General features: G+C 64.0%; 14 protein-coding genes. 13 read left to right on the top strand and 1 reads right to left on the bottom strand.

The annotated features are described in order from the left end of the window. Window positions 1-10 precede the first annotated feature (10 nt). Window positions 11-598: an SIS domain-containing protein gene (locus tag JQ580_RS29060; protein WP_249134526.1), complete on the bottom strand. Its 588-nt coding sequence runs from the start codon at window positions 596-598 to the stop codon at window positions 11-13. Between the two features lie 165 nt (window positions 599-763). On the opposite strand from JQ580_RS29060, the gene JQ580_RS29055 reads away from it, so the two are divergent. From JQ580_RS29055 to JQ580_RS28995, 13 genes are all read left to right on the top strand, one after another. Then, entirely contained in the window at window positions 764-1777 is a 1014-nt protein-coding gene (locus tag JQ580_RS29055) for an SDR family oxidoreductase (protein WP_212284065.1), read from the top strand. A gap of 82 nt (window positions 1778-1859) precedes the next feature. Beyond that, a complete protein-coding gene (locus JQ580_RS29050; protein WP_212284063.1) occupies window positions 1860-3425 on the top strand; it encodes a PfkB family carbohydrate kinase in 1566 nt (521 codons plus the stop codon). Between the two features lie 27 nt (window positions 3426-3452). Then, window positions 3453-4454: an NAD-dependent epimerase/dehydratase family protein gene (locus JQ580_RS29045; RefSeq protein WP_212284061.1), complete on the top strand. Its 1002-nt coding sequence runs from the start codon at window positions 3453-3455 to the stop codon at window positions 4452-4454. 5 nt (window positions 4455-4459) lie between these two features. Further along, window positions 4460-5071 carry an HAD family hydrolase gene (locus tag JQ580_RS29040; protein ID WP_249134525.1) on the top strand — a complete coding sequence of 204 codons (612 nt, stop codon included), beginning with the start codon at window positions 4460-4462 and terminating at the stop codon, window positions 5069-5071. Beyond that, window positions 5068-6105 carry an aminoglycoside phosphotransferase family protein gene (locus JQ580_RS29035; RefSeq protein WP_249134524.1) on the top strand — a complete coding sequence of 346 codons (1038 nt, stop codon included), beginning with the start codon at window positions 5068-5070 and terminating at the stop codon, window positions 6103-6105. Before JQ580_RS29040 ends, JQ580_RS29035 begins: the two co-directional genes overlap by 4 nt. Beyond that, complete coding sequence (locus JQ580_RS29030; protein WP_106952787.1) at window positions 6080-6928, top strand: transketolase; 849 nt, start codon at window positions 6080-6082, stop codon at window positions 6926-6928. The genes JQ580_RS29035 and JQ580_RS29030 overlap by 26 nt, the downstream gene beginning before the upstream one ends. 10 nt (window positions 6929-6938) lie before the next feature. Beyond that, window positions 6939-7898, top strand: a complete 960-nt coding sequence (locus tag JQ580_RS29025; protein ID WP_212284056.1) for a transketolase family protein — start codon at window positions 6939-6941, stop codon at window positions 7896-7898. 8 nt (window positions 7899-7906) lie between these two features. Next, the gene (locus tag JQ580_RS29020) at window positions 7907-9013 is read left to right on the top strand and encodes a DegT/DnrJ/EryC1/StrS family aminotransferase (protein ID WP_212284054.1); all 1107 of its coding nucleotides are present in this window, start codon (window positions 7907-7909) and stop codon (window positions 9011-9013) included. Beyond that, a complete protein-coding gene (locus tag JQ580_RS29015; RefSeq protein ID WP_212284052.1) occupies window positions 9003-10121 on the top strand; it encodes a DegT/DnrJ/EryC1/StrS family aminotransferase in 1119 nt (372 codons plus the stop codon). Before JQ580_RS29020 ends, JQ580_RS29015 begins: the two co-directional genes overlap by 11 nt. After that, window positions 10118-10924, top strand: coding sequence for a sporadic carbohydrate cluster 2OG-Fe(II) oxygenase (locus JQ580_RS29010; RefSeq protein ID WP_212284050.1), 807 nt, complete (start codon window positions 10118-10120; stop codon window positions 10922-10924). Before JQ580_RS29015 ends, JQ580_RS29010 begins: the two co-directional genes overlap by 4 nt. Further along, window positions 10917-11309: an LIC12192 family sporadic carbohydrate cluster protein gene (locus JQ580_RS29005; RefSeq protein ID WP_212284048.1), complete on the top strand. Its 393-nt coding sequence runs from the start codon at window positions 10917-10919 to the stop codon at window positions 11307-11309. Before JQ580_RS29010 ends, JQ580_RS29005 begins: the two co-directional genes overlap by 8 nt. A gap of 25 nt (window positions 11310-11334) precedes the next feature. Beyond that, window positions 11335-12000 (top strand): class I SAM-dependent methyltransferase, encoded by a 666-nt coding sequence (locus JQ580_RS29000; protein WP_212284046.1) that lies wholly within the window; start codon window positions 11335-11337, stop codon window positions 11998-12000. Further along, a complete protein-coding gene (locus JQ580_RS28995; RefSeq protein WP_212284044.1) occupies window positions 11978-12553 on the top strand; it encodes a WbuC family cupin fold metalloprotein in 576 nt (191 codons plus the stop codon). Before JQ580_RS29000 ends, JQ580_RS28995 begins: the two co-directional genes overlap by 23 nt. Window positions 12554-12566 lie beyond the last annotated feature (13 nt).

Below are 12566 nucleotides of genomic sequence, written 5' to 3'. Positions count from 1 at the left end.
GATGCCCGCCTCAGGATGCCGGATATTCCGCGCGACCGATCACGAGGTCGATCGCGGCCATCATCCAGAACTGGTGCGTGGTCTCGACAATGTTGTAGCTGCGGCTGTCGACGAAGAAGTTGACGTCGCCAAGATTGCGCAGCGGATTGTCAGCGTTCATGCCCGACAGGGTGATCACGTCGAGCTTCATCGTCCGCGCCTGCGCAACCGCATTGAGGATGTTCTTCGAACGCCCCGACGAACTAATCGCGACGAGGCAGTCGCCGGCACGGGCGCTCAGCCGCACCGCGTGCGCAATCCAGTCCTCGAACCCGTAGTCGTTGGCAAGGCACGACATCATGCTCGCGTCGCTGAAGCAGAGCGCAGGCACCGACGCGTTCTTCGCCAGATCGATTGCCAGATGCGAGGCGATGCCGGCCGAGCCGCCGTTACCGATGAAGATGACGCGGCCGCCCTGCTCGCGCGCGCTCAACCAGATCGCGCGGGTGGCGGAGATCGCGGCGAAAACGCCGTCGTCGACCGCCGTCGCGCGATGGAGGCGTCCCACGTAATCGTCGAGGAAAGCCTTGTGATCGGGATCGACGGACACGGCGGACATGGGCTGGCGGCTCGATTGCAACATGTCCGGGTGATACCGGCTATTACCAAGGATTGCAAAGGTATAATACTTGCAAAGTCAGCGAGCGGCTGGTAGTCGGCTTTCGGGTTTCACTCACCATTGGCGGGCCTGTTTCGCTGGGCATTCGCGTCACGGATGTTCCTCATGAAATGCATCGTTACTGGCGGCGCCGGGTTCATTGGAAGCCACCTCGTCGATCGTCTCCTCGACGACGGACACGAGGTCATCGCGCTCGATAATTTCGTCATCGGGCGCCCCGAAAATCTGGCCGCACGCGCCGGTTCGAGTCAGTTGAAGGTCGTGCGGGCCGACGTCACCGACCTCGATCAGATCAAGCCGTATTTCCACGGTATCGACTGGGTCTTCCATCTTGCGGCGCTGGCCGACATCGTCCCCTCGATCGAGTCCCCGATCCCCTATCATCGCGCCAATGTCGACGGCACGGTCAACGTTCTGGAAGCGGCTCGGCACGCCGGCGCCAAGCGCTTCGTCTACGCCGCATCATCGTCCTGCTACGGTATTCCCGACGTCTATCCGACGCCCGAGAGCGCCGAGATCCGGCCGATGTATCCCTACGCGCTCACCAAGAATCTGGGTGAGCAGTGCGTCATGCACTGGTGCCAGGTCTACAAGATTCCCGCGGTGGCGCTGCGCCTGTTCAACGTGTACGGGCCGCGGCATCGCACCACCGGCACCTACGGCGCCGTGTTCGGCGTCTTCATGGCACAGAAGCTCGCCGGCAAGCCCTTCACGGTGGTCGGCGACGGCGAGCAGACGCGCGATTTTACCTTCGTCAGCGACGTCGCGGACGCCTTCGTCACCGCCGCGCGCTCCGATATCTCGCACCGGATATTCAACGTCGGCTCGGACAACACCTACAGCGTCAACCGGCTGGTCGAGCTTCTCGGCGGCGACAAGGTCCATATTCCCAAGCGTCCGGGCGAGCCCGATTGCACCTACGCCGACATCACTGAGATCAAGCGGGTCCTGAACTGGACGCCGAAGGTGAAATTCGAGGACGGCGTCGCGACGATGCTGAAGTCGGTGGATCAGTACAAGGATGCGCCCTTGTGGACGGTCGACAAGATCGCCGACGCCACCAAGGACTGGTTCAAGTATCTCGGTGACGACGGCTCGCCGCAGAAGGCAAGCTCTTGAACAGGCTCGCCGGATATCGTTGCTGCGAGTCGATCATTTCGGACCGGCCGTCTGAGAGCTGCCGGCGCTTTAGGTAATTCACATGGGCAATGCTGCGACAGACAAGCCGACCGGCCATCCGGCACCGCACGACAAGATCAAGACGATCGAGGAGCTGGGCGAAATTGCGCGCGCCGCGCAGGCCAAGGGCCTGACCGTCGCGCTCTGCCACGGCGTGTTCGATCTGGTGCATCTCGGCCACGTCCGGCACATCCTGGCGGCGCGCAACGAGGCCGACGTGGTCATCGTGACCATCACCGCCGACCGTTTCGTCAACAAGGGGCCGGGACGGCCGATCTTCCCGGAGAACATGCGCGCCGAGATGCTGGCCGCGCTCGGCACGGTCGACTGGGTCGGCATCAACCGGACCTCCAGCGCCGAGCCCGTCCTCGATACCGTGCGCCCCGACACCTACGTGAAAGGCTCGGACTACGAGAATCCCGAAGACGACGTCACCGGCAAGATCGCCACCGAGCGCGAGGTCGTCGAACGCCATGGCGGACGAATCGTCTTCACGCGCGACGTTACCTTCAGCTCGTCGTCGCTGCTGAACCGCTATTTCGACATCTACGATCCCCCGCTGCGGGACTATCTCCAGAAGGTGCGCGAAGGCGGCGGCGCCGAACGCCTGCTGAAGCTGATCGACAAGATCCAGGACATGCACGTCGTGCTGGTCGGCGATACCATCATCGACGAATACCAGTACGTCACGGCGCTTGGGAAGGCTTCGAAGGAGAACATCGTCGCCACCCTGCTCAAGAATGGCGAACAATTTGCCGGCGGCGTCATTGCCGCGGCCAATCACGTCGCGAGCTTCTGCAAGTCGGTGGAGATCGTCACGACGCTGGGTGGCAACGACTACCCCGAGGAGTTCATTCGCGCGCATGTCCGCCCGAATGTCACGCTGACGCCGATCCGCATTCAGGGCCGTCCGACCACCCGCAAATTGCGCTACGTCGAGATGGGCTATCTGCACAAGCTCTTCGAAGTCTACACCATGGACGACACGCCGCTCGACGCGGCCGAGCGCAAGGAGATCGACCGGATCACCGCCGAGCGCGTTCGTGGCGGGGACGTGGTGATCGTCACCGATTTCGGTCACGGCATGATCGCGCCCAGCACCATCGACACGCTGATAGCAAACTCCAAGTTCCTGGCGGTCAACGCCCAGAGCAACAGCGGAAACCACGGCTACAATCTGATCACGAAATATCCGAAAGCCGACTACGTCTGCATCGACGCGCCGGAAGCCCGCCTGGCCGCGACCGACAAGTTCAGCGACATCGCTTCGGTGATCGAGGACGGCCTGCACCGCAAGATCGATTGCGACAACATGATCATCACGCACGGCTCCTTCGGCTGCTACCCCTTCTCGTCAAAGACCGGCGTCGCGCGCGTGCCCGCTTTCACCAAGACCGTCGTCGACACGGTCGGTGCCGGCGACGCCTTCCTGACGATTACGGCGCCGCTGGTGGCGGCCGGCGGCAATATCGAGGACGTCGCCTTCATCGGCAACGCGGCCGGCGCGATCAAGGTCGGCATCGTCGGTCACCGCAACTCGGTGGAAAAGGCGCCGCTGGTCAAATTCGTCACCGCGTTGTTGAAGTGACGCGAACCGGAAATCTGGAGAACGACAGTGATTGATCAGAAATGGAACGTGATGGTCACCGGTGGCGCCGGCTACGTCGGTAGCGTGCTGGTTCCCCAGTTGCTGGCAGCGGGCCACAAGGTCACGGTGCTCGATCTGTTCATGTATGGCGAATCCGTCTTCGACGCGGTTCGCAACAATCCGAACCTTCGCCTGATCAAAGGCGACATCCGCGATGAAGCCGCGATCAACGAAGCCCTGCGCGGCAACAACGCGGTGATCCACCTCGCCTGCATCTCCAATGACCCCTCGTTCGAGCTGGATCCCGGGCTCGGCAAGTCCATCAACTACGACTGCTTCCGCCCCATGGTACGCGCCGCCAAGAAGGCCGGCATCAAGCGCTTCATCTACGCCTCCTCCTCGAGCGTCTACGGCATCAAGGACGAGGCCGAGGTGACCGAGGAACTGTCCTGCGAGCCGCTCACCGACTACTCCAAGTTCAAGGCGATGTGCGAGACCGACCTCGCCGAAGAGGCCGCTTCCGGCTTCGTCGCCTGCACGGTTCGTCCCGCCACCGTCTGCGGCTACGCTCCGCGGCAGCGGCTCGACGTCGTCGTCAACATCCTGACCAACCTCGCGGTCAACACCGGCCGCATCCGCGTGTTCGGCGGGACGCAGAAGCGGCCCAATTTGCACATCCAGGACATGTCGGCGGCCTATCTCTTCCTGCTGCAGCAGGAAGACGCAAAGATCGACGGCAAGACCTACAACATCGGCTACGAGAACCACTCGCTGATGAAGATCGCCGACATCGTCAAATCGGTGGCCGGAAACAACGTCGAAGTGGCCGTCGAGCCGACCGACGATCTGCGCTCCTATCACGTCTCCTCGGAGAAGATCCGCCGCGAGCTCGGTTTTGCACCGTCGCACACGATCGAGCAGGCCGTGTCCGGCCTGGTGGACGCCTTCAAGTCCGGTCGCCTGCCGAACTCGCTCAACGATCCCCGGTATTTCAACATCAAGATGATGCAGAACATCAGCCTGAAGTGAGCGGCGTGCGGATCGGCATCGATTTCGACAACACGATCATCTGCTACGACAAGGTCTTTGCCGCTGCGGCGCGTCAGCGCGACCTGGTGCCGGAGGGCTGGGAGGGGCTGAAGAACGATGTGCGGGATCTCTTGCGATCCCGCAACGGTGGCGAACTCGCCTGGCAAGGCCTGCAGGGCTTCGTCTATGGCAAGGGCATTGGCGGCGCCGAGATCTATCCGGGCGTTCGCGAATTCCTCGCGGCGTGCAGACAGGCCGGCGCCAAGGTGTACATCGTCAGCCACAAGACCCGATACGGTCATCAGGACACCGACCATACCGACCTCCGCGAGGCCGCACGCGGATGGCTGCGTGGCGCCGGCCTCATCGATACCGCGGACGCGGCGGTGGCCAGCGGCGACGTTTATTTTGAGGACACGATGGCCGCCAAGGTCGACAGGCTTGCGAGCCTGGAGCTGGACATCTTCATCGACGATCTCGTCGAGGTGTTCGAGCAGCCGCATTTCCCGAAGGGCACGCGATCGATCCTGTTCACGCGTTCGCAGTTCCCGCACCCCGGACATTGCAAGCCGATCGCGACATGGGCCGGCATCCGCGACGAGGTGTTTGCGGCATGAGCGAGCCCGACATCGGCGCAGCGGATGCAGTGGAGATCGGCAGCCGTCTGGCGGGAGCCCGGGTCGTGGCCGCGCAGCCGGCGCGATCCGGCGGCAATAACAGGGTGTTTCGACTGCAGATGGCGGAGGGACCGCCCCTCGCCCTCAAGCATTATCCGTCCGACGGGCGCGACCGCCTGGGACAGGAATATGACGCACTGACGTTCCTGTCGCGCCACGGCATCGCTTCGACACCCCGGCCGGTCGCAAAGGACAAGGAGGCGTTCTGCGCGCTGTATCAATGGTTCGACGGCGACGCTGCTGTGCTGCATCCCCAGGACGACGATGCCGACCAGCTGGCCGATTTCCTGATCGAATTGCAGAAGCTGCGCGGCGCCGAAGGTGCGCGCACCTTGCGGAACGCGTCAGCCAGCATCTTTTCACCCGAGGAAGCCATCGCTCAGTACGAGCAGCGCCTGGACGGACTCAGGCTGGCCTCCGACGATCATCCGGACTTGCGAGCCTTTGTCGACGGCAGCCTGGTTCCCAGCACTGCCGCCGCCGTTCAGCGGCTCCGCCGGCGCTATGCGGAACTGGGGCGAGATCCTGCAGAGGACCTTTTGCCCGCGCATCGCGCATTGAGCCCGTCGGATTTCGGATTGCACAATGCGCTGCGCGGCCAAGACGGCAGGCTGCGCTTCATCGACTTCGAATATTTCGGCTGGGACGACCCGGTCAAACTCGTGTCCGACACCGCGATCCACCCCGGCAGCGATCTGCCCGAGGTCAGCGCGAATCGCTTGATCGAAAGGCTCTCGCGCGCCTTCGAGGCCGGGGATGACGCGTTTGCGATCCGCCGTGACGTACTGTATCCTGTGTTCGGGGCGATTTGGTGCCTGATTGTCCTGAATGCTTATTTGCCCGAAAGCCGCTCCCGGCGCGCCTTGGTTGCGCAAGGTGGCGATCTGACGGTCCGCCTTGCCGGTCAGCTCGACAAAGCCCGCCGGCTTCATCAAACGATTTGCCAACGTGATCCAGATCTCACCCCACGCTGAAGCCGCCCTCACCTGCACGCTGGACGAGCGCAGTCTCTATTTGCGCCGCCTTGTCCTCGGTTCTGTCCGCTCCGCGGGACGCGGCCATGTCGGTCCAGCCCTCTCGCTGATCGAGATGGTGCGCGTGCTTTACGACGACGTGCTGCGGATCGACCCGCAGAACCCGCGCGATCCCGAACGCGACCGCGCCATCCTCAGCAAGGGACACGGTTGTCTGGCGCTTTACGCGCTGCTCGCCGACCGCGGCTTCTTCCCGCTCTCGGAGCTGGATGGCTTTTGCGGTTCCGACAGTATTTTGGGCGGACACCCCGAATACGGCATGGTGCCCGGGGTCGAGGCCTCGACCGGAGCACTCGGACACGGCCTGTCGATCGGCGTCGGCCTCGCGCTCGCCGCCCGCATGCGCGAGCGCAGCTACCGGACCTTCGTGCTGCTTGGCGACGGCGAGATCAACGAGGGATCGGTGTGGGAGGCCGCCATGGGCGCGGCCAAGCACGGGCTCGACAACCTCGTCGCGATGATCGATTACAACAAGCTCCAGAGCTACGGGCCCACCGACTACGTGCTGCCGCTGGAGCCACTTGCCGACAAATGGCGCAGCTTCGGCTTTGCCGTGCAGGAGATCAACGGCCACGACGTCGGCGCCCTGCGTACCGTGCTCAAGCAGGTCCCGGCCGTTCCTGGCAAGCCCACCGCGGTGATCTGCCATACCGTCAAAGGCAAGGGTCTGCCGCCCGCGGAATCCAACGCCGACTGGCATCACAAGAACAAGCTGTCCGACAGCGAGCTCGACGCCATCCGCGTCGCCGTCGGCGATTTTTGATCGGCTTCCCATGCGCAACACCGCGATGAACATGGTCCACAAGCTCGCCGCGCGCGACGAGCGTGTGCTCTATATCGGCTCCGATCCCGGCGCCGGCACGCTGCGTGCAATGAGCAAGGAGTTTCCGAAGCGCCATCTGATCGAGGGCATTTCGGAAGCGCACATCATCGGCATGTCTGCCGGTCTCGCGATGGAAGGCTTCGTGCCTTACGTCAATACCATCGCGACGTTCCTCACCCGCCGCTGCTACGAGCAGGTCGCCGTCGATCTCTGTCTGCACAATCTGCCGGTGCGCCTGATCGCCAATGGCGGGGGGCTGGTCTACGCGCCGCTCGGCCCCACCCATCAGGCGATCGAAGACATCGCCATCATGCGGGCGCTGCCGAACATGACGGTGATCTGCCCGTGCGATGCCGACGAGGCCGCGCGCATGATGGACAAGACGCTCGACTGGACCGGACCAATCTACATCCGGCTCGGCAAGGGCGGCGACGCCATCGTCTCGAAGGCCGAGCACGGCTTCGAGATCGGCAAGGCCATCCTGATGCGCCCGCCGGGCGACGTCCTCATGGTGACCACCGGCATCATGCTGCAGCGAGCCATCGCAGCAGCGGACCTGCTGGCCGCGCAAGGCATCCGCGCCGGCATCCTCCACATGCATACGGTGAAGCCGCTCGACACCGAAGCGCTGCTGCAGGCAATCCGCGGCATCAAGCTTCTCGCAACGCTGGAGGAGCACGTGCCCTCCGGCGGCCTCGGCAGCGCGGTCGCCGAGACGCTGATCGACAAGCTCGGCTCCGGCCTGCCCGCGATGCTGCGGCTCTCGCTGCCGGACCGCTTCATGCACAATTACGGCTCGCAGGACTCGCTGCTGAAGAAGCACGGTCTCGCGCCGAATGCCATCGCGACCTCGATCGAGCACGCGCTCGCGGCGTCGCGCACATCCTCCCCTCAACTCCATTCCACCTGACGGGTCACATGTACGACGTTCGATATTCCTATCTGCTCGAGCAATTCTCCGACCCCGCCCCCATTCTGGCCGAGATCGGCCGGCTGGTTGCGACCGGTGACTTCACCCTTGGCAAGCCCGTCGCCGAATTCGAGAAACGCTTTGCCGAACTGATCGGCGTTCGCTACGCCATCGGCGTCGGATCCGGCACCGACGCGCTCAAGCTGCCGCTCAAAGCGCTCGGCGTCGGCCACGGCGACGAGGTCATCACCGCCGCCAACACCTTCATCGCCACCGTCGGCGCGATCGCAGAGACCGGCGCCACGCCGGTGCTGGTCGACTGCGACGATTCCTTCTGCATGAACGTCGACCTGGTCGAAGCCGCCATCACCAAAAAGACCAAGGCGATCATGCCGGTTCAGCTGACCGGCGAGGTCACCGACATGGGCAAGCTGATGCCGATCGCGCAGCGTCACAACCTCCCGGTGGTCGAGGACGCCTGCCAGGGCATCCTGTCGGAATTTTCGGGCAAGCGCTCCGGCACCCACGGCATCGCCGCCGGCTTCTCGCTGCATCCGCTCAAGAACCTCAACGTCTGGGGCGATGCCGGCGTCGTCGTCACCAACGACGACGGCATGAACGAAAAGCTCCGCCTGATCCGCAACCACGGCATGAAGAACCGCGACGAGATCTCGATCCTCGGCTGCAACTCGCGTCTCGATTCCTTGCAGGCCGTCGTCGGCAACTGGCTGATCGGCCAGACCGGCGAAATCACGCGGCGCCGGATCGAGAACGCGGCCTATTACGACGCGGGCCTTGCCGGTCTGCCAGGCCTGCGCGTTCCACAGCGCCGGCCCAACGTGAAGCACGTCTACCATCTCTACATGGTGTTCGCCGAGCGCCGCGACGAACTCTACAAATACTGCCTCGACAACGGCATCGAGGCCAAGATCCACTATCCGATCCCGCTGTATCAGCAGGAAGGCCTCAGGCATCTCGGCTACGCGCCCGGCACCTTCCCGGTCACGGATCGCCACGCCAAGGAAGTCATCAGCTTCCCCGTCGACCAGCATCTGACGCGCGCCCAGCAGGACCGTGTCATCGAGACCGTCAGGAAGTTCTGCCATGGACGCTGACACCGGCCGCCGGCGCATCGGTTACGTCAATCTTCCAGCCCAGTTCGAGGAAGAGCGCACCGAGATCATGCAGGCGGTGGAAGGCGTGTTCCAGCGCGGCGACTTCATCGGCGGCGCGGCGGTCGGAAAGCTCGAGGAGGAATTGTCCGCCTATCTCGGCTCGCCCCATGTGGTGACGCTGAATTCCGGCACCGACGCGCTGATCCTCGCCTTGCGGGCGCTCGACATCGGTCCCGGCGACGAGGTGATCACCCCGCCGAATTCGTTCGTGGCATCGACCGCCGCCATCGTCGCGGTCGGCGCCACGCCCGTGTTTGCGGACGTGCTGCCGGACCAGAACATCGATCCCGCCGCGGTCGAGGCCGCGGTCACGCCGCGCACCAAGGCGATCATGCCGGTGCACCTGACCGGCCGCATGGCCGACATGGGCCCGCTGATGGCGATTGCGGACAAGCACGCGCTCGCGGTGATCGAGGACAGCGCCCAAGCCATCGGCTCGACCTATGACGGCCGCATGAGCGGCACCATCGGCACGTTCGGCTGCTTTTCCGCCCATCCGCTGAAGAATCTGAATGCCGCGGGCGATGCCGGCTTCCTCGTTACCGCCGACGCCGAGATGGCCGCACGGATCCGCCGCCTGCGCAATCACGGCCTGATCAACCGCAGCGACGTCCAGGAATGGGGCATCGTCTCGCGGCTCGACACGCTCCAGGCAGAGGTGCTGCGCATTCGCCTGCGTCGTTTGCCCGCGGTGATCGAACGCCGGCGTCGCAATGCCGCGCAATACCGCGCCGAGCTGGCAGGGCTTCCCCTGTTCATTCCGCCCTGCCGCAACATCGAGTTCAACACCTTCCACACCTTCGTGGTGCAGACCGACCGCCGCAACGACTTCCAGAGATATCTGGCCGACAAGGGCATCGAGACCGCGATCCACTATCCGGTCCCGATCCATCTGCAGCCGGCGGCGGCGCATCTCGGGAAAGGCCGCGGCGCGTTCCCGGTGACGGAACGGCAGGCGGACCAGATCCTCACGCTTCCCATCAACCAGTTCCTGTCGGCCGCCGATATCAGCTATATTTGCGCGACCGCCCGGGAGTATTTTGCATGACGGATACCGACTTCCTTCAGGCTGATGAGAAGGCGTTGGCGCAGCGCTTCATCGACAACGGCTTCGTCACCACGCCGGCCGACGATCGCGCAGGCCTCGACCGTATCCAGCGGCGCGCCGCCGAACTCGCTGCGGACTATCTCAAGCTGCCGCACAGCAACGACCCCTATGCGATGCTCGACAGCATCCACACCCGGGTGAGCGTGGACGACCTCAACGGCCTGCGGCTGCACGTTTTCAACGGCCTCAACGCCGAACCGTGGTTCCGGCCGACCTATTTCCGCCTCGCGCGCTCGACCATCGAGACCATCGTCGGCAACGAGCTCTGCATGCAGCGCCGCGTCAATCTCAGCATCCAGATGCCCGGCGACAGCTCGTCGCTGCTCGCCACCCATTCCGACGTCTGGTCGGGAGATTCGCCGTTCGAGGTCGTAGTGTGGGTGCCGCTGGTGGACGTCCACCACACCAAGGCGATGTATCTGCTGCCGCCGTCGCTGAACGGTGAGATGCAGGACCGGATGGCCGACCTGCGCAGCGCCGAAGAACTCTACAAGACGATCAAGCCGCACGCGACCTTCATCGAGATTCCCTACGGTCACGTGATGCTGTTCAACCAGACCCTGATGCACGGCAATCGCGTCAACGAGGAGCCCGGCACCCGCTGGAGCATGAATTGCCGGTTCAAGAGCATCATGTCGCCCTACGCTGACAAGCGCTTCGGCGAGTTCTTCGAGCCGATCCTGCTGCGCCCGGCGACGCGGGTCGGCATGCAATACAAGCTGCCGGGAGGCTTCCATGGCTGAGCGAGCCGGCCATCGCGGCTATATCGGTGCCCGGCCGCTGAACGGCAGCCGCACCCCGCAGCACGTCCAGAACATAGTGATCCGCGACTACGCGCGGCGGAAGAACCTGCAATTCCTGCTCAGCGCCGTCGAACACATCATGCCCGGCAGCTACATGGTGCTCGAGGACATCATGGACGAGTTGCCCCGCCTGAATGGCCTGATCCTCTACAGCATCTTCATGCTGCCGCCCGACGAGGCACGACGACGGGAGATCTACGACCGCGTGTTGCGCGAAGGCTGCGACCTGCACGCCGCCGTCGAGGAAATCGCGCTGTCGTCGCAGAAGGACATCCAGGCCGTCGAGGACATCCTGCTGGTCAATAAATACGCCACCATCCTGTGACGATGTCGCGGACCGGTTGGCCCCCATGACCGAGATCAACCTGCTCCAGCCGATGCACGCCTCGACCAGCCGAAACTACGTTCAGCGCGTGGTCGAACACGACAAGGCAGAATCCGCCACCGTTGCCCGGCAATGGGGGCGCGACTACTGGGACGGCGACCGGCGCTACGGCTATGGCGGCTATCACTATGACGGACGCTGGCGCCCGCTCGCCCGGGCCCTGATCGATCGCTACGGCATCAAGCCCGGCATGAGCGTGCTCGATGTCGGCTGCGGCAAGGGCTACCTGCTGTATGAATTCACAGAGCTCGTCCCCAACCTCACGATCGCCGGCATCGACATCTCCCACTACGGCATCGCCAACGCCAAGGCGGAGGTGCGGCCGCGGCTCCAGGTCGGCAGCGCCGTCGAGCTTCCCTACCCCGATCACGGCTTCGACCTCGTGATATCGCTCGGCGTGCTGCACAACCTGCCGCTCGAAGACGTGTTCCGCGCGGTGGCTGAAATCGAGCGCGTTGGACGGGGCACCTCGAAATATCTGATGGTGGAATCATTCCGCAACGAGCGCGAGAAGGCAAACCTGCTCTACTGGCAGCTCACCTGCCTGAGCTTCCACGGCCCGGAAACCTGGGCCTGGATCTACGACAAATGCGGCTATCGGGGCGACCATGGGTTCATCTTCTTCGAATGAAGCCGGCCTGCGCCGGGCGACATCGCTGCGCGCGCAGAATCCGGAGGTGTACTATTCGGACGACGCCATCGTCACGGCGGACGACGCCACGATCGCGGAGCTGAAGCGTATCGCCGCCGGCAACCCGCGCCTGCGCAGCCGGCTGTGTACGCATCCGGATCCCTCGTCCGGCTTGCATGAAATGCTGATCGTGCATCACCGCGAGGCCTATGTCCGGCCGCACAAGCATCTCGGCAAACCTGAATCGTTTCACGTGATCGAGGGCACGGCGCAGGTCGTGATCTTCGAGGATGACGGCCGCATTCGCGAGGTGCTCGAGATGGCGCCCTACGGCCAGGGCAAGCGCTGCTATTACCGGATGCCCGAGAAGGTCTTCCACTCGATCCTGATCACCTCGGAATGGCTGGTGTTCCACGAAACCACCGCCGGCCCGTTCGATCCCTCACGCACGATATTTCCCGACTGGGCGCCCGATGGCGGCGACGCTGCGGAGGTCCAGGTCTACGTCAGCCGGATTGGTGCGCTCGCTGCGGAGCATCTGGCGACACCGTAGACTTCCCTATCGC

The organism is Bradyrhizobium sp. SZCCT0148, assembly GCF_018129985.1.
Taxonomy (GTDB): domain Bacteria; phylum Pseudomonadota; class Alphaproteobacteria; order Rhizobiales; family Xanthobacteraceae; genus Bradyrhizobium; species Bradyrhizobium japonicum_H.
Note: the sequence above shows the minus strand (reverse complement) of the source record. Positions and strands in the feature narration are given on the sequence as shown.